General features: G+C 45.1%; 21 protein-coding genes and 1 other annotated feature. Of the genes, 12 read left to right on the top strand and 9 right to left on the bottom strand.

Going from position 1 to position 18,746, the window contains the following annotated elements; all coding sequences use genetic code 11:
- Positions 1 to 23 precede the first annotated feature (23 nt).
- Entirely contained in the window at positions 24 to 488 is a 465-nt protein-coding gene (locus ACFVTB_RS03130) for a nuclear transport factor 2 family protein (protein ID WP_387745031.1), read from the bottom strand.
- Between the two features lie 241 nt (positions 489 to 729).
- Between ACFVTB_RS03130 and ACFVTB_RS03125 the strand changes: the two genes are divergently transcribed.
- Entirely contained in the window at positions 730 to 1,614 is an 885-nt protein-coding gene (locus ACFVTB_RS03125; RefSeq protein WP_387745028.1) for an AraC family transcriptional regulator, read from the top strand.
- A gap of 154 nt (positions 1,615 to 1,768) precedes the next feature.
- Here the strand turns inward: ACFVTB_RS03125 and ACFVTB_RS03120 are convergent, their stop codons facing one another.
- Positions 1,769 to 2,443: a class I SAM-dependent methyltransferase gene (locus ACFVTB_RS03120; RefSeq protein ID WP_387745025.1), complete on the bottom strand. Its 675-nt coding sequence runs from the start codon at positions 2,441 to 2,443 to the stop codon at positions 1,769 to 1,771.
- A 161-nt stretch (positions 2,444 to 2,604) separates the two neighbouring features.
- Here ACFVTB_RS03120 and ACFVTB_RS03115 point away from each other — a divergent pair, with 161 nt between their 5' ends.
- Complete coding sequence (locus tag ACFVTB_RS03115; RefSeq protein WP_387745022.1) at positions 2,605 to 3,009, top strand: PH domain-containing protein; 405 nt, start codon at positions 2,605 to 2,607, stop codon at positions 3,007 to 3,009.
- Between the two features lie 150 nt (positions 3,010 to 3,159).
- Here ACFVTB_RS03115 and ACFVTB_RS03110 read toward each other — a convergent pair whose 3' ends face one another.
- The 4 genes from ACFVTB_RS03110 to ACFVTB_RS03095 form a co-directional block, all read right to left on the bottom strand.
- The gene (locus ACFVTB_RS03110) at positions 3,160 to 3,747 is read right to left on the bottom strand and encodes a DUF2569 domain-containing protein (RefSeq protein ID WP_387745019.1); all 588 of its coding nucleotides are present in this window, start codon (positions 3,745 to 3,747) and stop codon (positions 3,160 to 3,162) included.
- A 181-nt stretch (positions 3,748 to 3,928) separates the two neighbouring features.
- Positions 3,929 to 4,708 (bottom strand): ABC transporter permease, encoded by a 780-nt coding sequence (locus ACFVTB_RS03105; RefSeq protein ID WP_387745016.1) that lies wholly within the window; start codon positions 4,706 to 4,708, stop codon positions 3,929 to 3,931.
- A gap of 18 nt (positions 4,709 to 4,726) precedes the next feature.
- Positions 4,727 to 5,731 (bottom strand): Ldh family oxidoreductase, encoded by a 1,005-nt coding sequence (locus ACFVTB_RS03100; protein ID WP_387745014.1) that lies wholly within the window; start codon positions 5,729 to 5,731, stop codon positions 4,727 to 4,729.
- A 29-nt stretch (positions 5,732 to 5,760) separates the two neighbouring features.
- On the bottom strand, positions 5,761 to 6,768 hold the full coding sequence (locus tag ACFVTB_RS03095) for an aliphatic sulfonate ABC transporter substrate-binding protein (RefSeq protein ID WP_387745011.1): 1,008 nt from the start codon (positions 6,766 to 6,768) through the stop codon (positions 5,761 to 5,763).
- A 116-nt stretch (positions 6,769 to 6,884) separates the two neighbouring features.
- Between ACFVTB_RS03095 and ACFVTB_RS03090 the strand changes: the two genes are divergently transcribed.
- Positions 6,885 to 7,826 carry a LysR family transcriptional regulator gene (locus ACFVTB_RS03090; RefSeq protein WP_387745008.1) on the top strand — a complete coding sequence of 314 codons (942 nt, stop codon included), beginning with the start codon at positions 6,885 to 6,887 and terminating at the stop codon, positions 7,824 to 7,826.
- Between the two features lie 33 nt (positions 7,827 to 7,859).
- On the opposite strand, the gene ACFVTB_RS03085 is transcribed toward ACFVTB_RS03090, so the two are convergent.
- Together ACFVTB_RS03085 and ACFVTB_RS03080 are read right to left on the bottom strand one after the other, a co-directional pair.
- Positions 7,860 to 8,624 (bottom strand): ABC transporter ATP-binding protein, encoded by a 765-nt coding sequence (locus tag ACFVTB_RS03085; protein ID WP_387745005.1) that lies wholly within the window; start codon positions 8,622 to 8,624, stop codon positions 7,860 to 7,862.
- 148 nt (positions 8,625 to 8,772) lie between these two features.
- A complete protein-coding gene (locus tag ACFVTB_RS03080; protein ID WP_387745002.1) occupies positions 8,773 to 9,246 on the bottom strand; it encodes a hypothetical protein in 474 nt (157 codons plus the stop codon).
- 180 nt (positions 9,247 to 9,426) lie between these two features.
- On the opposite strand from ACFVTB_RS03080, the gene ACFVTB_RS03075 reads away from it, so the two are divergent.
- The 7 genes from ACFVTB_RS03075 (at position 9,427) to ACFVTB_RS03045 (ending at position 15,978) form a co-directional block, all read left to right on the top strand.
- Entirely contained in the window at positions 9,427 to 10,479 is a 1,053-nt protein-coding gene (locus ACFVTB_RS03075; RefSeq protein ID WP_387744999.1) for a DUF1835 domain-containing protein, read from the top strand.
- A 154-nt stretch (positions 10,480 to 10,633) separates the two neighbouring features.
- The gene (locus ACFVTB_RS03070) at positions 10,634 to 11,137 is read left to right on the top strand and encodes an RNA polymerase sigma factor (protein ID WP_387744996.1); all 504 of its coding nucleotides are present in this window, start codon (positions 10,634 to 10,636) and stop codon (positions 11,135 to 11,137) included.
- Complete coding sequence (locus ACFVTB_RS03065) at positions 11,130 to 12,173, top strand: hypothetical protein (RefSeq protein ID WP_387744993.1); 1,044 nt, start codon at positions 11,130 to 11,132, stop codon at positions 12,171 to 12,173. Before ACFVTB_RS03070 ends, ACFVTB_RS03065 begins: the two co-directional genes overlap by 8 nt.
- Positions 12,174 to 12,264: 91 nt before the next feature.
- Complete coding sequence (locus ACFVTB_RS03060) at positions 12,265 to 13,257, top strand: methyltransferase domain-containing protein (RefSeq protein WP_387744991.1); 993 nt, start codon at positions 12,265 to 12,267, stop codon at positions 13,255 to 13,257.
- 74 nt (positions 13,258 to 13,331) lie between these two features.
- Positions 13,332 to 14,018: a class I SAM-dependent methyltransferase gene (locus ACFVTB_RS03055; RefSeq protein ID WP_387744988.1), complete on the top strand. Its 687-nt coding sequence runs from the start codon at positions 13,332 to 13,334 to the stop codon at positions 14,016 to 14,018.
- A 100-nt stretch (positions 14,019 to 14,118) separates the two neighbouring features.
- Positions 14,119 to 14,337 (top strand) — a binding site (T-box leader).
- A 63-nt stretch (positions 14,338 to 14,400) separates the two neighbouring features.
- Positions 14,401 to 15,207 carry a class I SAM-dependent methyltransferase gene (locus ACFVTB_RS03050; RefSeq protein WP_387744985.1) on the top strand — a complete coding sequence of 269 codons (807 nt, stop codon included), beginning with the start codon at positions 14,401 to 14,403 and terminating at the stop codon, positions 15,205 to 15,207.
- Positions 15,208 to 15,270: 63 nt separating this feature from the next.
- A complete protein-coding gene (locus ACFVTB_RS03045) occupies positions 15,271 to 15,978 on the top strand; it encodes a DNA alkylation repair protein (RefSeq protein ID WP_387744983.1) in 708 nt (235 codons plus the stop codon).
- A gap of 58 nt (positions 15,979 to 16,036) precedes the next feature.
- Here the strand turns inward: ACFVTB_RS03045 and ACFVTB_RS03040 are convergent, their stop codons facing one another.
- Positions 16,037 to 16,807 (bottom strand): aminoglycoside adenylyltransferase domain-containing protein, encoded by a 771-nt coding sequence (locus ACFVTB_RS03040; RefSeq protein ID WP_387744980.1) that lies wholly within the window; start codon positions 16,805 to 16,807, stop codon positions 16,037 to 16,039.
- A gap of 385 nt (positions 16,808 to 17,192) precedes the next feature.
- On the opposite strand from ACFVTB_RS03040, the gene ACFVTB_RS03035 reads away from it, so the two are divergent.
- Both ACFVTB_RS03035 and ACFVTB_RS03030 read left to right on the top strand, forming a co-directional pair.
- The gene (locus ACFVTB_RS03035) at positions 17,193 to 18,131 is read left to right on the top strand and encodes an AraC family transcriptional regulator (protein ID WP_387744977.1); all 939 of its coding nucleotides are present in this window, start codon (positions 17,193 to 17,195) and stop codon (positions 18,129 to 18,131) included.
- Positions 18,128 to 18,727 carry a GNAT family N-acetyltransferase gene (locus ACFVTB_RS03030; RefSeq protein ID WP_387744974.1) on the top strand — a complete coding sequence of 200 codons (600 nt, stop codon included), beginning with the start codon at positions 18,128 to 18,130 and terminating at the stop codon, positions 18,725 to 18,727. Before ACFVTB_RS03035 ends, ACFVTB_RS03030 begins: the two co-directional genes overlap by 4 nt.
- Positions 18,728 to 18,746 lie beyond the last annotated feature (19 nt).

Below are 18,746 nucleotides of genomic sequence, written 5' to 3'. Positions count from 1 at the left end.
CTTTTTACTCGATGATTTTACATTTAGCTATGTTGAGGCTTCGTCTCAACCCATGCGACCTTGAGGTCTCTCTTTTTGAAAAACCAAGCATCATCGATTTTGATGAACTCGTCGAAATATCTGATGTTTGCGACCATTAATCTTTGGTTATCGCCGTCAATGGTTAAATGATGAGCAAAGCAATAGGTGATCCCCGTTGCCGTATCGCCAGATAAGGTGATTTTACTTTGTCCATTAAAATGCATGGTGGAAGTATACGTATTTAAATTTTCAAAAATAGGGGCTAAATCCTGTCTGCTGTTCACGACTTGGGATGGCTCTGCCAGACGTTCATCCATAAACACTCTAAAAAGAGTGTCTTCCGTAAAGAGCGACATTTGACCTTCAGCATCTCTCGTATCTGCGCAAAATGCATAAGCATCAATGAGTTCGCGTATCGCATCGCGGTCAGCTATTTGTTCAAGGGATAATTGATTTACCTTTACCATTTTTCCCACACCTCTTTTATCATTTTGGTAGTACCTTGTTCATGATCATCTAAATTAAATTGTTCAATTTGCATTAGATTTAACCTCATATTAAACGATCCGATTGCCTGGAGCTTTGTCGTACAGCTCATTTTTTTTGTCAATTCGGCTCATTCAATCGGATGATGATATTCCAGTGTTTTCTGATTGGAATGCGACTGTGACTTTGTGTTATCTTTTAGTCAGATAAGGAGTGAGGCGAATGAGGGCAGAAAGTAAAAAGGCTGTGAAAATGCCTCAGAGTTTGGCCAGCGTGGGCATGCTGAAGATGAAGGGATTATCCGTTATGGGAGCATGCGGCTATTCTGACATTACAACCGGGAGGATGTATCTGCAGGATCATGTTCTATTGGTTGTTCTAGAAGGGGTCTACATTGTCACATACGGCGACGAGGAATATTCGGTAAAGAAAAACGAAATGATGCTTTTGCATAAAGGCATCGTCATTGATTATAAGAAGTACGGAGAAGAGGATTCGGGGCAAATATTGGACTACATGATGTTCTTTCTGAAGGATGAACTGCTTCATGAATTTATGAAGATATCCAGTCTTCCTTCTTCCAAGCCAGTCTCGCCTGCTCCGGCTGCCGTATATTCGGTGAATGAGCGCTTGTTAAGCTATATCGCATCGCTCAAGCCTTATTTTAATGAGCCGGAGGCCATTCAAGACGAGTTAATTAAACTGAAAATGCTGGAGCTCTTATTTGATATTTTGGATGCGGACAGAGGATTGTTGAACCAAATTTTGCAGCTGAGGCAGCAGCGTCCTACCAACATTGTTGAGGTGGTGGAGAAGAATCTGCTGAATCCCGTATCTCTGCAAGATTTGGCCTATTTGTCCGGCAGAAGCTTATCGACCTTCAAACGGGAATTTCGCAAGATCTACAATGAGCCTGCCTTTCAATGGATTCGTAACCGTCGGTTAGAGAAGGCAAAGGAGCTACTAACCCATTCGGGAATATCGATAACGGAAGTCTGTTACGCTACAGGGTTCGAAAATGTCTCGCATTTCTCGAAAGCCTGGAAGAAGAAGTATGGGGTTACTCCGTCGGCAATGAGGAATCGAAGTGTTGCCGTTGAGGGATAAAGTAACTACGAAATGATTCGAAAACGGTGGACAGTGAATGGAGCTGAGTCCTATATTGTGCAAGAGGATTCAGCGGGTGTTAAGGCTCGACTCTACATACTGATATAATCTGAAACGGCGAATAATTGGCGTAACGGCTGCAAAGGTTCCCGGATCAAAGCTTTCTTGCAACAATAAAAAATTCGTGAGAGCTTTTTTTCAAGTCATCCGCTTCGATAATTGAAAAACTCCCCTTCTCAATCGTATCGATTAATGTATGTTTTTTAAATGACTTTATACTCGGCATTAAACCAACTGTACCTGTAAAATACAGCAGACTTCTTAGAACTACTTTCTCTCCTACGCATGGTGTGGCAGAAATGAATAAACCCCCGGGCTTCAACAGCTCATTCATCCTTTGCAGAGCGAGATGTTCATTTTCCATTAAATGCAGAACATGAAAGGCCAAGATGACATCAAATGAACCTTTCTTATATCTCTCATCAAAAATGATCGCTTGAGCATAATTAATATTTGCGATATTTCGCTCTTTGGCTTTTTTTTCAGCGATTAGGATCATGTTAGAGGATAGATCAATCGCACAAATTTCCTTCACATCTTCAGCAATCTCATTGGCTATTAATCCGGTTCCACAGCCGTAATCCAGTACTACGTCGCTAATTTTGAGATGTGGTTTCGTTCGTTGGATGATCTGGTGGTACGTCTGTTCATCCTTCTTCTCGATTTGATCATATTGACTTGCAGTTTTGTCCCAAAAACGTTCCGCTTTATTCATTTCAATCACCCCTTCAGTATAGTATTTCATCCCCGAGTAGATCGATTCCTTCATTCATTATAAGCTCCGCATGGAATGGCTCCTCTGCGTCCCTTATCGCTGACTGGCAGCGACTAAAGTCCCGATGGATAATCAAGAAACTTGTCGAAACTGCTACTTTATGCATATAATAGAAATCTATAAAATTATTAACTTTAATCAAAGGACGTGTTTATTTGTTTAATAGAAATCCGTATTTCGATCAATATTTTAAACAAATCGCCGAGCCCGATGAGAGCTACCACTATTATTTTTATGTTATGAAGTTTGCTTCATTAACCAAACATTTAATTTTCCAAAGTGCCGCGCCCTTATTCAATAGTCACATGATCGTTTGCGTAACGAATAAACGGGTTATCATTTGCCAAATGGATGGAACGACCGGGCGACTGACGGGAGCAACATTTGAAGCTAGCATGAACGAGGTAAAGAACATTTCGCTGGACAAGGGTCTGATCAAAACAAAAGTGAGGATCACTTTCTCGGATGACTCCGTGGCCCAGTTTAAGCCAAATAATATTTGCATTGGTCTGTCCAATCATAAAATACACTTGTTAAAGCTGAAGGAAATATACGGTTGATTGAATTTGGTCCGATAATTTTCTTAAAGTGCATGACTATAAGTGAGGGAGAGCGCTGCGGGTCAGAGGGTTCTAGAAATAAAAACACCTGTAAATACTAAGGGATAACGATCCAGTATTTACAGGTGTTTATTAATTGTACGGATGCAATTATGAGCGCTCTAAAGTACCCTCGGTTATTTCCTTCGAAAATGTATTTTCCACTCGAACGGACAGTTTAAAATAAGGAATCCATACTAAACCTATTACAACGGCTATAGCAATTGACCAATAGGATTGTTTTAATTCTTCACTAACAGCTTCAACGGTCGTCAAAAGTAAGACCGTTCTGATGATTGCAGATAGTATATTCGCGCTATAAAGAATGATCATTAAACGCGGTACAATCCATCTCTCTCTCATTAATTCAATGATCACATAGGAGATATAGATGAAAAGAGCCCCGTAAAATACGCCATCAAATATTAAAATTGTCGTCCACTCGGAATCATAAACTTCTCTAAAGGACCTTGTCTCAATTCGTACGACCTCAGAGTATGTGAATAATGCTGGTATCGTCTTCGTAAATAATTGGAACACTGCAAAAAACATCGATAGAACCATGCCTATTACGGGAACAAGCAACCAGCCCAATATACCTCTAGGGCCATGAACTTTTTCATCCCATACCATCTTCTCTACTGCTCGTTCGTTCCCTGCTTCTTTCTGACCCGCTTGTTCTTTCACAAGCTCTTGCATAATTAATTCCCCCAGTATTAGCTATGAATTCAAACACTCTATAGGGTATATCGCCATTTGAATGTATTTTATTAACTTTTCTATGAAATCCATGTAATCGCTGTGGGGAGAAAGCTTCCAGAATCCATGCAAAGTAAAAACCGCCATTAGCCTCCCAAATGTAGGCCAATGGCGGTTTTTGTTAACCGTTAAAATTGTCGCGCCAGCTCAGCAATTTGTCCTCCAGCTTGCGCACGGCAGAGTCTGTCAATTTGCCGACTACGGCAAAGATGACGATACCAACAAACACGACTTCCGTCTGGGCGAACTGCCTAGCGTCGGAAATCATATAACCAATCCCCGAATTCGCGCCCATTAATTCCGCAACGATGAGGCTGAGCCACGCCATCCCGATCGACAGGCGGACGCCTAGCAAAATGTTTGGCATCGCTCCCGGCAGGATCACTTTCGTAATCTGCTTCCATTTGCTGAACTGCAACACCCTGGCTACATCAAACAGTTTGGCATCGACGCCTCGTATGCCCAGGAATGTGTTGAGGTACACAGGGAAGAAAGCGCCCTTGGCAATCAGCAGCACCTTGGAAAATTCGCCGAAGCCGAACCACAGAATAAACAGCGGCATGATGGCCAAATGCGGAATGGTCCGAATCATCTGCAAAGTGGGATCAAGAGAGTATTCCGTTTTTTGAAAGAAACCGACGAGCAGTCCCAGCACAAGGCCAAGCCCTCCGCCGATGAGAAAACCGAGTGCCGCACGATACACACTGACGCCGAGGTTGGAAATCAGCGAACCGTTCGCGATCAGCTCGATAAAACGGTCGGCAATTGCGGTTGGCGTAGGCAACACTTGATGCGGAAGAAGCTGAAAGTAACCGACGCCCTGCCAGGCCAGCAAGATGATGACCGGCAAAACTAACCCGTATATGAGACGTTTCATCAATTGATTGCTTTGAGTACGCATGTTCACATCTCTTTTCCGTTATATTGATCGTCCAGCCTGCTTCAGCTGTTCGTGCATATAATCAATGGCTGACTGGTGCAATGTAATAACGCCGGAATCAAGACCTTCCTGGTAGCGCTGCTCCGAGCCTTGACCCGGGTACGAGATAGAAGGTTGCCCTTCAACGGTCGGAATTTCAGAAAGCTCGCCAAGAAAGCCGCTTACTTGCTCTTTGAAGGATTCGGCCGTATGACCGAAAATCGTCGGGTCGATCAGCAGCAGCAACGCGCCGCGGTCGCGTCCCGGACCTTTCGAGCCTACCGGTACGCGGACAAGCGCGCCGCTAATGATCTCCAGCGCCAAGCCAAGTCCGAGTCCTTTATATCCGCCAAGCGGCGACAGCCATTTTACTTGCTCCGGTTGTTCTGTAGGCAGTCCTTCTTCGGTAACGCCCCAATGCTGCGGAATTTTCTCGCCATTATATTTTGCTACCGTTATATGTCCCCATGCTCGCTCGGACGTTGCCATATCGAGCACGAACAGCGGGTCGGTATGAGGAATGCCGATGCCGATCGGCGTATTGTTTAGAGCAGCCGCTTTTGCGCCAGGAGGGGCGACAACGCTGCTGCCTCCATAAGCGAACACGAGTGTTACCGCACCTCGTTCCGCACCATAGCGGGCAATAACGCCTGCGGTATTGAAGCGGGAAATGTTGGACAAGCCGATGCTGACGATTTTGCGCTCGGCCAGCTTCGGCAACGCCAGATCGATCGCCTCCCGCGCCACAACATGTCCGATATCGCTGTTGCCTTCGATATGAAGGTAGGAGCCCTCGAAGGCTCCAATTTCATATTTCCCTCTGCGCTGAAAGTCCTGTACCGCATTTTTAAAGAAAGTCAGACCATGCGAGAAGCGGCCCCTCAGGTCCGCCTCCAAATAATCTTCCGTCACAAGCGCAGCTTCTTCGGGCGTTGCACCATATAGCTCAAGCACTTGTCTGCCCAGTTTTCTGATTTCTTCAAGCTGAATCGTTACTTTGGACATAAGTTCTCGCTCCTCACCGGTTGTTATTTTTACTTGTTGTCCAATTCCTTAAGCGCTTGTTCGATAAAGGTATTGTTCACGACAAGCGATGGATCGACGGTTTTATCAACAGCTTTTTCTTTGAATAAAAATTCGGATAGCTCGCCTTGCGCTTTGACAAACGCATCGGAAACCGGCACGTTGGCAAAGCTAACGTTATGAATAACGGACTTTACAACGTCTGGATTCAGCTTCGTGCCTTCGGCATAAACGTTAACCGCTTCATCCAGATTTTCATTTTGCCAGCGGATTGTATTTTCCATTACCTTCAGATAAGCGGTAACCAGCTCTGGATGTTCTTCCGTAAATTTCGTGCGGGCAATTTGGAAAGCTGGGCTAGTGTAGTTAATCGTAGCGCCGTCCGCCAATACGATAGCACCGTCATCTACAACGGCTGTAGACAGATACGGCTCGCCGATGCCCCATGCATCAATGGAACCGCCGAGGAATGCCGCTTTGGCCTCATCTGCGTTCAGCTGAATAATTTGAACATCCGAACCTTTCAACCCCGCCTGATCGAGCAGACGGAACAAAATATCGTAAGCGGCTGTAGCTTTCGCGACCGCTATTTTTTTGCCTTTCAGATCGGCAACGTTTTTAACTGCGCTCCCTTTAGGAAGCAAGATGCCTACATTCTTCTGGCCGGTGCTGCCGATTGCAATCTCCTTGAACGGGATATCGGCAATTTGACCGGTAATTACGCCTGTATTGCCCGTAATTGCAAGATCCAGACGGTTAGTCAGAAGTGCCTCGAATTGAGCCGGTCCGCCCTGAATTTCTACCCATTCCACTTTTGCGTTATGCTTAGCGAATTCTTCCTCAATCCAACCCTTCTTCTGAGCAAGCACGAGCGGGTGCACGGCGTGTTGAACGCCGATCTTGACACTGACCTGCTCATTCGGCGATGATATATCCGTTTCCTTGTTGCTGCCGCAGGCGCTAAGCACCATTACTAGACCGACGACTGCAATTAGGAGTAACAGTTGAACTTTTTTCATTGTGACTCATCCTCTTCTGTGAAATTAGGTTCAGTCTACTATATCCGATAAATCAAGTAAAATAACTATGAATTATACTTTGTATGACCAACAGTTATATTAAAAGGCGGTTTAATATGAACATAGAGCAGCTTCAATACTTGGCGACAATCGCCCGTACAGGCTCGATATCAACGGCGGCGGAAATTCTGCACGTTTCTCAGGCTGGCATTAGCAAATCGATTATTAAGCTGGAAAAGGAGTTCGGCTTTGAATTGTTCAAGCGATCCCGCCAAGGCACCGTTCCAACGGACAGAGGGCGGGTTATTATTCAAAAGGCGAATGAAATTATCGCCAAGCTTGAAGAAATCGAAGCAGAGGTGAGCGAGCAGGTCGATCATATCCGGGGGGAAATCCGCATGTCGGTCAGCCCCAATTACATGGCGATACTGCCGCATGCGATCTTGTCTTTTAAAGAGGACAATCCTTACGTCAAGCTGGAAGTGCATGAGAAAGACAGCGTCGATATTATTGACGACATTAAGCATAGTCGAATCGATTTGGGCTTAATTTATTTGAATAGAGTTCAGCCTGAACAGTCCCGGGATCTTGTGCTCGTTCCAATGATCCATTCGCGGCTGGTTGCTTGCGTGAGCAAGCATTCATGGCTGGCGACGAGGTCGGAGGTTACGCCGAAGGAGCTGAAGCAGCAGGCTTTTGTCAGCACGAATGGCAGCTTGTCGACCCGATTCATGGAACAGTTCACGGAGCGCTACGGTGCGGTCAATACCATTTTTAAATCCAACAACCAGGAAGTGCTTAAACGGACGATTGCGGAAGGAGCCGCGGTCGGCGTCTTTATCGAGTTCAGCCTCTTATCCGATCCGCTTATTGAAAGCGGCGAGATAGTCGCTGTCCCTTTGGAAAAGGAATTGAACGAAACAATCACGCTAGGCTACGCTTATTCCAAAAACCAAAAGCTGAGCAAAGCCCATCAGGAACTGCTCAAATATGTGGAAAGAGAAATTGAGCTCATTAAGCAAAAGAAAGTAGGAGCTGTGCAAAGTAAAAAGAGATGAGACTCGTAAGGAGCCCCATCTCTTGTAGCTAGTTTATATGGAGTACGATTGCTCTGCATGATCGAACTCGTTCAGCGCCTGCAGCACCTGCTTACGGTATTCGAGGAACGAGGAGGATACGCGCGTCCTTGGATGCGACAGTTCAATCGGAATGATTTCCTTGATTTCGCCCGGCCTCGCTTTCATGACGATGATGCGGTCCGCAAGAAAGATCGCTTCGTCGATATCATGGGTGACGAGCAGCATGGTAGTCCGGTTCGTCCGCCAAATATCAAGCAGCGCCTCCTGCATATGGTTGCGGGTGAACGCATCGAGCGCGCCGAACGGCTCGTCCAGCAGCAGCACTTTTGGGTCGCGGATCAGTGCCCGGGCAATCGCCACGCGCTGCGCCATCCCTCCGGACAGCTGCTTTGGAAAAGCTTTCTCGAAGCCTTGCAGCTTGACCAGCGCGATCGCATCGTCGACCTTCTTGCGCACCTTGGGGTCGCGGAGCGACAGATCAGCGGCTATATTTTTCTCTACCGTAAGCCAAGGCATGAGACGGTGTTCTTGGAAAATAAAGCCTCGATCGATCCCCGGCTTGCTAATCTTCCGGTCGTCAATCGCTACTTCTCCTTCGTATTGACTATCCAATCCGGCTACGATTTTGAGCAGCGTGCTCTTGCCGCAGCCGCTTGGCCCAATAATAGCGACAAATTCATGCGGCCGCAGCTCCAGATTGAAATGGCTGAGCGCATGTACGTGCTTGCCGTCCGATTGATAAACCTTATTCACATCTGTAATCCGCAATGTTGACATGCTGTACACCTCACCAATCTGTCCAAATTGGTACTTATCGTAAACAATTTGACCGCGGAATGCAATCTGTAATTTTTTGGGATGAGTCTGATGGTTAAGTTCTAGAGTTTTAAACAATTAGTCGGAGACGATGGTTGTAAAGATGGATTTACTTACTGCCAGGCGTCCATTTATAGCCGCAATTCATGCACCCGTTGACAAGCGTGCTTCGTCCGGCGAATCCTACTAAGATACCTACAGGCAAGGCAAGAAATAGACTGATTAAACCCAATACGAATAAAACCATACTAATGTTGAACATTGCAGAGCCTGAACCCATGTATGTAGATACATCCATAACTAAAAAGACGGGTAATGCTGCCAGTAAAATCCCAAAAACAATCATAATGCCGAGTGTAATGAACAGGCTCGCAAAGTTGTAGCCTTTCTTATTAGCGACGATTTGCGGCGACTTGCATCTGCGACAAACAATCGTATTAATATTGCCTGCATGGTTTGACGAATTTCCTCCTGCTTGACCGACAGGGCTAGCCAATCGAGACTGATTGTTGACCGTCCTATTAGCTTGAACTGAGGTGCTCCTGTTGGGTTGATTAGATGGTGGTCTTGTTGTTTGCTGCACTTCCTGTAACTCCCTTCAGATGTACATATAGGTAGATGGGATCATTCGACAAAATCCTTCCAAATCCCTCTTTTCTATCCTAATGATAGACAAACAAACTATTATATTTGGTATACTTTTACTCAAAATATATCAAAAAGTGATGGTGTAATTTCAATTGCATTATGGGAGAGTGGTCATATGGATAGGCATACAAAAATAAAAAAAGCTATTGATGATCTTTCATCGAGTGACGCAAAGACTGCTCTCAAGCTCATCATGATTCAATTAGATTCTGCTGGTAATAACGACGATGCGAAAGCCGAGCTGTACAATAGCTTGAAGGAATTGTCCGATGGACTGCTCGATACGGAAGGCCAGCGGCCTGTATGGGAGCCGGACGAAGGCGCATCTCATGTACATATTGCATTTGGAGAATCGGTTGCCGGAAGCTTGAAACTAGCCATCAAGCAATTGGGGCACGCCGATTCGCATAAAATCGTAACCTTCGGCGATTTCTTTTCAATAGGTCCGCTGTGGAGGCTGCATGAAGAGGAAGGCAGGGCTAGACGAGAGGAATGGCTCAAAGATCGTATTAATAATCATTTCAGCGATGCCGAAGAAGCTGAAGCGGAAACTGATCATCGGCATCTGTTGGAGCAGTTGGAACGAATTCCGGCGCAAGCGGCAATCGTGGTCTGGGTCACCAACAGCGCTTATGAACAGGCTGGATTGCGTTATGCTCTCCACTTGCTGAGCTTCAAGCCGAATAATGTATTCATATTTAACGTCGGGGCTGCCTGCGAGCGAAGGTTTAATCAGATCGACCGGCGGATCGATTATCGACATTCCGGTGAAATCCCGACTGAGCATTTGAAAGCAGTTTTTGATGAAAAAGAGGCAGGCGGATCGTTGTCCAATCAGACGAGAAAGCAGTTGGAGCAAGAATGGTTGGAGCTTGCAGAAAGTAAAGAAGGATTGCGTATTTGGGATGGAGAAAATATCGTTAGCGTAGACGAGAACTATTTTGATTCCTATCTGTTGGAAACGGTAGAGAAGCTGCACAGCTATAAGGGAAACGACGATTTTATTAAGGCTGCGCGGGTCATAGGCGAGGCGCTAGGGTACTGCGAGCAACACGTTGGCGATGGTTATTTCGAGTATCGACTGCGTCATCTTGTTTATAACGGTGATTTAGAAATTAAAGGAGTGCCGCGAGCTATGAGGTATTATAGCGTAAAACGAAAACGATAATACTTCACCCGGCCACAAGAGTGGCGAGTTCAATAAGGGACAATCGATAAGTTATTTAACCTTGGTTGAGTGGGCCTCACTCAATCAAGGTTTTTTTCGTACATAGTGAGATATTCTCGAGTTACTGATCGTGTTGTAAGCAGGGGGCGAAAAAATGGAAAGCAATTCTTTATTGCGTACGAATAAAGAGTTGGCCGAACTCTATCAACGGCATGCAGATATGGTTTATAGACTATGCTACATCTATTTGAAAAATCCCGTTGATGCGGAGGATGCTGTTCAATCCATATTTCTAAAGCTGATTAAAGCTCAAACGGTTTTCAATGACTATGAACATGAAAAAGCTTGGCTGATGGTTACCGTTAGAAACTACTGTAATGACGTTTATAAAAGCTGGTGGAAATCCCGTCGAGTCGCTTTAGATTCTTTGCCGGAGGTCCCCGTGTGGGAGGGCAGTGAGCCGTCCGGTAAGGTGCTGGCAAAATTGCTTTCACTGCCGGAAAAATATAAAACCGTTCTCTATCTGTACTACTTCGAGGATTACTCGGTAAAAGAAATATCTGAGCTGCTGGGACATAAAGAAAGCACGATCCAAACGCAGCTGGCGAGAGGCCGCAATCGGCTGAAAATCAATCTGGGAGGAGATCGCATTGAGTAAGGTTAACCGCGACATTAACCGGCTATTTGAAGCTCTTGATCCAACCGATGAACAGAAAAATAAAATGCTGGCCCGCCTCATGAGGCAAAACCAAAACCAGAATAATGCGGCTAGAAGCCGCGGAATATTTGTCAACGCGAAACGTCTACGCCCTGCAATCTGGGTTGCCGTTATAATGGCCTTTTTGACGACAACTGGATTTGCAGCCGCATATTTGGGGCTCGATGAAGGCTTCTTGAAATTTCTTAAACCTGCGAACCATGAGCAGGCTAAATATTTGTCAAACGGCGCATATGTCATAAACAAACGAGTGACGAATAAACAGGGCACGCTTACGATTAAACAGGTCATTGGCAACAGCAATTTGACCTACATTTTAATGGATTTTACGGCGCCGAAAGGCACGGTTCTAGATGCAGCGCGCTATCGATTTCTGGAAAATGACATGACGATCAAGGAGAGTTACCGGAGTACAGGGTATGAAGTGGTTCCAAATGAAAACAGGGCAGAGAACACCATTAGTTTGGTAATGACTATTGTCACGAAAAATGTGATAGCCGGTCAAAACATTCATTTTAAGCTAAAAGATTTACAGGCGGCTGAACCGTACCCAGGAGAATATAAAACGATTATATCGGGGGATTGGGAAACCGACTTTAAGCTGGATTTCAAAGATTACTCTACGCAATATGAGGTGAACAAGGCCGTTTCTATGTTCGGCTACAGGGCAATACTCAAAACGATTTCCGTATCGCCGATCTCGATAGCGTTAGTAGTGGAAAGCCGCAATATGAAAGAGATTGATAAAGCCGCCGGTCCATTAAAGGAAGTTGGTCCTAATCAGTCTTTAGACTACTACCCGATTACAATCAAGTACCAAGATGGAACTTCGGAAACGACGGATCTGCTTAAAGGCATACATTTAACGGAGAACGGAACACAATTATTTACGGTGAAGACGTTTGAACAGGTGATTAACGACAAGACGATCGCATCGATCGTCTTCTTCGATAGGGAAATTCCGATAAATAATTGACTCTTTCCTCATATAAACTTTTTACTATAAATAGCGTCTTAGTATACGAAAGGTGAAATAGAAGTACAAAGGTAAGAAAGAAGGCTTTTTCATGCAAATCAAAGAAATTGCAAAAAAATTGAATATCTCCCCCAGAGCCATTCGCTTTTATGAAGAGAAAGAATTAATCGCACCGCTGAAAAAGATGGACAACCAGTATCGCCAATTTCAAGAGAAAGATGTCTGGCGGCTGCAAACAATCATTTCGCTTCGGGAAGCGGGGATGACTATCGAGGATATTAAGAAGGCTCTAGCCGAAATGGAGGGCGACGACCATAAAGAACTGCAGTATTATTTGGAATTGCAGCGCTCGGTTATGTTCGCCAAGTGGCTGGAAATGAAGCAAATGATTGAAACGACGGATCATATGATTGACTTAGTGAAAAGTGAGCAGTCACTACCGCTTGAGCAGATTTATCAGCTTGCGGAAGGCTCCAAACGATTAAGGGATCAAAGAAATAATTGGCGTGATCGATGGGATTTCGACCGGTTGGCAAGCGCTCACGACCAGCGTGTATTAGATGATACTGAGCCCTATAAAGATTATGAAAAAGCGCTGGACCTGACGGTTAAATGGGTTTCCCCTATTGAAGGAGAAAAGGGATTGGATATCGGCACAGGAACGGGGAACTTAGCTAGTAAATGCATGGAGCAAGGAGCCGAGATGGCCGGGGTTGATCAATCCAAAGAGATGCTTAAGCAATGCCGAATCAAATTTCCGGACATGGAAACAAAGCTAGGGAACTTTCTCGCAATTCCTTTTCTCGACGAGAAGTTTGATTTTGTCGTCTCCAGCTTTGCATTTCACCACTTAACGGATGAGCAGAAGCTGCTGGCCATCGACGAGATGCGGAGAGTATTGAAGCCTCACGGACGTATCTGCATGACAGATTTTATGCTGGCAGACGGGGACGAATCCCATTCCGACAAGCATTATTCAACACTGACAGATTTGACAGTCTGGTTTGAAGAGAAAGGCTACTTTACCAAGCACTATCCGATCAATGACCGGCTATATATTTTCTGCGCAATTCCGCTTCGATAAATTAACGATTGACCTTCTCGTAACGTGAACCTTTATCATTCGAGGGGAATCAAACGAATCGAGGAGGATTATAAATGCCTAATCACACGAACATTTACAACCATGAAGCAGAACAGTACCATCTATTAATTTCGAAGCAGCCTAATTTGGCGCCAATTATTGAAGAGATTAAAGCTTTTAACGGATTGGACATTGTTGATGTTGGAGCGGGAACGGGACGACTGACAACCGTTCTGGCGCCGCACGCAAAATCCATCATTGCCCTTGATGCTTCAGATGCGATGCTGCAAGTAACGGCTGCAAAACTTGAAAAAGCGGGGCTTGCCAACTGGACAACAAAAGTAGCTGACCATAGAAAGCTTCCTTTGGAAGATCAAAGCGCCGACTTGATTGTGGCGGGATGGACGATATGTTATCTAGCGAGTACGAACGTACAGAATTGGCGGCAAAATCTTCAGGAAGTTATGGCGGAAATGAAGCGCGTCCTGAGACCGAACGGCACAATCATCATTTTCGAAACGATGGGCACTGGTACGGAGACGCCCGATCCGCCTGCTTTCTTAAAAGAGTACTACTCTTCGCTAGTTAGGCAATATGGATTTTCCCACAAGTGGATTAGAACGGATTATGAATTCGACAGCGTTCATCAAGCGGAAGAGCTAACGAGGTTTTTCTTTGGTGAAGAGATCGTGAACCAAGTACTGGAGCAAAATCGGATTTGCGTGCCTGAATGCGCGGGCATCTGGTGGCTTCACCGATGAAGAACTGCAGCAATGCCAGAGCTGGGTAAAGCATCTAGTTGAAAATCAGTGTTGACAGCAAGTGTGATAAAAACATATACTGGATAAAATTTCATACAACATAAACGCTATGACCGGGAGTATTAAGGATTTCAATTGTCTAGAGAGCTGTCGAATTGGTGAAAGACAGTCAATTGCATCCCCAACTCGCCCGCGAGCGGTAAGGCTGAATCTGTGAGGCCTTAACGGATAACCTCCGTAATGGGGTTCTAAGATGGTTCGGTGAATGAACGAATCGGAAGAAGAGTGGTACCGCGAAGAGAAACCTATCGCCTCTTTAGGAGGCAATAGGTTTTTTGTTTTTTTCTCCTTGAACAATTCAAATTAAGGCAGGTGTTAACGAATGGAAAACGTTATTGATTACTACTCCAGCTTCGACGAGTGGGGCAGGCTGGATCGGGAGCCGATCGAGTTTAGGATTAACTTGCATTATATCAAGCAATATTTGCCTCCCGAAGGCAAAGTATTGGACAACGGGGCGGGACCGGGAAAATATGCAATGGAGCTAGCCAATCTGGGGCTTCGCGTAACGCTTTCCGATTTGACGCCAAGACTGGTGGAATGGGCTAAGGAGAAGGCGGACGAACTGCAAGTAACGAAACAGTTTGATGGATTTCATGTGTTAAATGCTGCAAATTTGCACGGATTACCGAACGAGGAATTTGACGCTTCTTTAATGTTAGGGCCCCTTTATCACCTGCAACAAGAAGAAGAAAGAATCCAAGCCGTTGAAGAGCTGTTCCGCGTTACCAAAAAGGGGGGAATCGTTTTTGTCGCTTTTCAAACAAGGACGAGAATGACGATTAACTCCCTGCGAGATCCGCAGCATTGGAAGCCAAACGATACATTGGATTCAATAAATAAATTCCGCGCTGACGGGATTTTCAATCATGCAGACAAAGGGCGGTTTACCGGAGCATATTTCTTCCCTCTCCACGATATTAAGCCATTTATGGCCAGCCATGGCTTTGAAGCAATTGAGTTAATCGGTTCCTCAAGCATAGGCGGCATGTTGAGCGAAGAGCAAAAACAGTATTGGAAAGAACGGGGCGAAGAACGGCAACTGACGGACTTGCTCATCGAGTATGCAAAGGACCCGTCTATTTTGGGCGTATCTTCTCATCTGTTGTATATTGGCAGAAGGAAATAGCCGGACCCTAGCTTTGGTTTTATAGAACTTTATAGTATCCTCTAAGTAAAAGGAGGCGACATCATGAATGCAGAAACGGTAATGCAGGAGCTTGAAGCGCTTAGCAAGGAAAGAATGAAAAAGATTTATATGTCCAACGGCGCGCATGAACCGCTTTTTGGCGTGACCACTGGCGAGATGAAGCCGATCGCTAAAAAAATAAAAATCGATCAGCCTTTAGCAGAAGAGCTTTACGCTACGGGAAACTATGACGCGATGTATTTCGCCGGCGTCATTGCCGATCCGAAGGCTATGACCGAAGCGGATTTCGAACGCTGGATCGATAAGGCTTATTTTTATATGCTGTCCGACTTTGTTGTGGCGGTCACTTTAGCAGAATCCGATATCGCACAGCAGGTTTCCGACAAGTGGATTGAAAGCGGCGACGAGCTGCGCATGTCGGCAGGCTGGAGCTGTTATTGCTGGTTGCTGGGCAATCGTAAAGACAGCGAGTTTTCCGAAAGCAAGCTAGCCGGAATGCTTGATAAGGTGATAAATACAATTCAAGATGCTCCAGTGCGGACGAAGCTAGCCATGAGCAATTTCATTTACACGGTGGGCGTATCCTATGTGCCGCTTCACGATAAGGCGATTGAGACCGCGAAGGCAATCGGCCAAGTTGAAGTGAAACGGGATAACAAAAAGAGCAGCTTCCTGCAGCCTTACGAGAATATTCAAAAAGCGATTGAAAAAGGACAAATCGGCTTCAAGCGCAAATATGTAAGATGTTAAATCGCTGATAGTGCCCGATTCCTATATTCGGTGGAAGTTCGCGGGGAGGAATCGGGCTTTATTTTGATAATTTATCAATTTCGCTTCTCATATAGTCGGCAAAGCTTTTTAAAATTTCAATGCTTGATTCGGCATGATCTGGAATATCGGCCATTCCACTGTATTCATGAAGACAGCGTTGGATGTGCTGACGATATTCAGCAGGCAATTTGCTTACCCCCCACTCTCCGCCTTCTTTTTTAGAAGACACAACACCTTCCTTAAGATAGTACAGAACTCGGCAAAGATTGAGTGTAAAATACATAGGTGATTCAACAATATCTGTAGATGCATTTTCTACATCTGAAAGAATCGAGTTGATATAGAAATGCTGGTCAATTGGATAAAAAACCTCTCGCAGTGCTTTCCCATACAATGCAATCCCCCGATGATAGGTAACAACAATATGAGCGGCTAAGTCGGGGTCTTCGAATCCTCCACAAATGTAATTCTCATCGGTTTGATATCTCTTTCGATGATAATCAGAGTAATGAAATTCAAATGGTGTGGGATAAACAAAGTCTTTTAAATAGGATTCCAGAATAATGCTTAATTCAATTCCGCGTTCTTTTGGCATGCTTTCGTGGAGTTTTAGAAGTTTTTTTGCAATACGCTTATTATTGTCAGTTGATAGTTTTTGTTGAGCGATAATCAACAGGTCAATATCACTTTTATTCGGGTTAAAGCATCCCATTGCCAGTGAACCGTGTAAATAAACGCCAACCAAATTACTGCCCATTTCCTCTCTAAACAAATCTACAGCACGATTTAAAAAATACGGTGTGTCCAACCGTCATTCACCCCTGAGCGATTATAGTGTCCATAGATTTATGGCTCACAACCGAAATCAGTACTTAACTTGAAGGGAGGGAATCGTTACAGGTCAGAGGGTTCTTCCGATCGCCATTAAAGCCTGATTCCTTTAATTGGTAGTTGGTTGAGGTAGGAATCTGGCTTTAAAAGCGACCACTGTCGTTTCTCCAGAATCCCTCTGCCCCTCCACTTTCTCTCCTTTTCCGTCAAGCACTGATTTTAAGTTTGAGCCTAAATTATAATTGGTCAAATTTACCTGGTCAAATTTACCTGGTCAAATAATTCTCTTCCAGTTTTTGTTTCTAAAAAAGTATAATAGTAGCAGTATCACTCACCTTCCCTCAAAAAGGAATGAGCCTTTCATGTCCCATGAGTACTTAGAAAGAGTAAATGCAGTCATTCAATATATGAAAGAAAATAGTGATCGCAGGCTGACGCTTGACGAGCTGGCGGCTTATTCGAATTTCTCGAAATACCATTTTAGCCGCATCTTTGCATCCGTCGTTGGCATAACGCCTATCGCTTACGTCAACGAGCTGCGAATGAGCCGTTCCTTAGAGTATTTGACCCATACGGACCAAAGCGTTCTGGCCATCTCAGAGCTTTGTGGATTTGAATCGGTTGCCGCCTTTAATGCAGCGTTTAAGAAAAGGTTCAACCAAACGCCGCGAGAGGCGAGAACGGAACGGCAACAGAGCAATATGTTAGAGGTTCGCCGCAAGATGCGCGAAGAATTATCCGGTCTTCTCCGTTACGATAAAAGCAATGAAAGCAGCTTTTTAAGGAGGATTTGGGATATGAATGTGGCGATTACAGAATTACCAGAGTATGAAGTGGCTTATTTCCGACATGAAGGGAGTTACCTGGATACCGGCCATGCTTGGGCGAAGCTAGGAGCATGGGCGACGGGCAACGGGATTTGTCCGCCCAAGCAGCATTTTATCGGGATTTCGCTGGATGATCCTAATGATGTAGCAGAATCCGAGTGCCGGTATGATGCATGCGTGACGCTTCCAGAAGGCTTCGACAAGCGTCTGCATGCGAATGTTTCGTTTAAGGCTTTAGCGGGAGGTCAGTATGCGCTATACCGTTTTTACGATACGGTGGATAAGCTGGCGATTATATATCAAGGTATTTTCGGGCAATGGCTGCCGGGCAGCGGGTATGAGGCCGACGAAAGGCCATGTCTCGAATTTTGTTTGAACGACCCTGCGACAGACAAGGAAGGCAAATGCAAAGTGGATTTGTATATTCCGGTTAAACAGCGCAGTCATTTCGAAAGGAGCAGTTTCAGCCGATGAACCTGAATGTCGTATTCGAGTCATTTCCCGCAATCGCAAGCGAACGTATATGCTTGCAGAAAATCGAAGAACGTCATCTGGAGGACGTATTCGAGATTTATAATAATGACCATGTATTTGAATATTGCGGTATCATCCCCAAGCATAACAAAGAGACCGTTCGTAAGATGATCGGCCATTTCGAGCGCGATTATGGTAAAAAATCGAGAGTGAAATGGGGGATTTTCGAAAGCAATGAGAAGGACAAGCTGACGGGGATTATCGAGGTTTTTGATTTCAATTCACAGGTGAACATGGTCACAATCGGTTACTTCCTCGCTCAGTCCTGCTGGGGGCAAGGAATTGCAACTGCTGCTGTTCAAGCTCTTGAAACCTTCCTATTTGAAAAGGCTGGAGTGAACCGGATACAAGCGGAAGTGATGCTGCTGAACGATAATTCGAAAAAGGTATTGCTGAAAAACGGGTTCGTCAAAGAAGGAACCCTGCGGCAAGCGTCGCACTGGTCGGGGAAAGGGATCGTCGATTTGGAAATATACGCCCTATTAAAAAACGATTATGACAACCAAATTAGCTTTATAGGAGAAGGAGGGCGCTGACGCGTCCCTCCTTCTTTTT

The sequence above is a fragment of the Paenibacillus sp. NPDC058071 genome, assembly GCF_042885235.1.
In the GTDB taxonomy this organism is placed as follows: domain Bacteria; phylum Bacillota; class Bacilli; order Paenibacillales; family Paenibacillaceae; genus Pristimantibacillus.
Note: the sequence above shows the minus strand (reverse complement) of the source record. Positions and strands in the feature narration are given on the sequence as shown.

Excerpts from the sequence above, each read along its gene's own strand:
- ACFVTB_RS03130 (WP_387745031.1), bottom strand. The coding sequence starts at position 488 with ATGGTAAAGGTAAATCAATTATCCCTTGAACAAATAGCTGACCGCGAT.
- ACFVTB_RS03125 (WP_387745028.1), top strand. The coding sequence starts at position 730 with ATGAGGGCAGAAAGTAAAAAGGCTGTGAAAATGCCTCAGAGTTTGGCC.
- ACFVTB_RS03120 (WP_387745025.1), bottom strand. The coding sequence starts at position 2,443 with ATGAAGGAATCGATCTACTCGGGGATGAAATACTATACTGAAGGGGTG.
- ACFVTB_RS03110 (WP_387745019.1), bottom strand. The coding sequence starts at position 3,747 with ATGCAAGAGCTTGTGAAAGAACAAGCGGGTCAGAAAGAAGCAGGGAAC.
- ACFVTB_RS03105 (WP_387745016.1), bottom strand. The coding sequence starts at position 4,708 with ATGCGTACTCAAAGCAATCAATTGATGAAACGTCTCATATACGGGTTA.
- ACFVTB_RS03100 (WP_387745014.1), bottom strand. The coding sequence starts at position 5,731 with ATGTCCAAAGTAACGATTCAGCTTGAAGAAATCAGAAAACTGGGCAGA.
- ACFVTB_RS03095 (WP_387745011.1), bottom strand. The coding sequence starts at position 6,768 with ATGAAAAAAGTTCAACTGTTACTCCTAATTGCAGTCGTCGGTCTAGTA.
- ACFVTB_RS03090 (WP_387745008.1), top strand. The coding sequence starts at position 6,885 with ATGAACATAGAGCAGCTTCAATACTTGGCGACAATCGCCCGTACAGGC.
- ACFVTB_RS03085 (WP_387745005.1), bottom strand. The coding sequence starts at position 8,624 with ATGTCAACATTGCGGATTACAGATGTGAATAAGGTTTATCAATCGGAC.
- ACFVTB_RS03075 (WP_387744999.1), top strand. The coding sequence starts at position 9,427 with ATGGATAGGCATACAAAAATAAAAAAAGCTATTGATGATCTTTCATCG.
- ACFVTB_RS03070 (WP_387744996.1), top strand. The coding sequence starts at position 10,634 with ATGGAAAGCAATTCTTTATTGCGTACGAATAAAGAGTTGGCCGAACTC.
- ACFVTB_RS03060 (WP_387744991.1), top strand. The coding sequence starts at position 12,265 with ATGCAAATCAAAGAAATTGCAAAAAAATTGAATATCTCCCCCAGAGCC.
- ACFVTB_RS03055 (WP_387744988.1), top strand. The coding sequence starts at position 13,332 with ATGCCTAATCACACGAACATTTACAACCATGAAGCAGAACAGTACCAT.
- ACFVTB_RS03050 (WP_387744985.1), top strand. The coding sequence starts at position 14,401 with ATGGAAAACGTTATTGATTACTACTCCAGCTTCGACGAGTGGGGCAGG.
- ACFVTB_RS03045 (WP_387744983.1), top strand. The coding sequence starts at position 15,271 with ATGAATGCAGAAACGGTAATGCAGGAGCTTGAAGCGCTTAGCAAGGAA.
- ACFVTB_RS03035 (WP_387744977.1), top strand. The coding sequence starts at position 17,193 with ATGTCCCATGAGTACTTAGAAAGAGTAAATGCAGTCATTCAATATATG.
- ACFVTB_RS03030 (WP_387744974.1), top strand. The coding sequence starts at position 18,128 with ATGAACCTGAATGTCGTATTCGAGTCATTTCCCGCAATCGCAAGCGAA.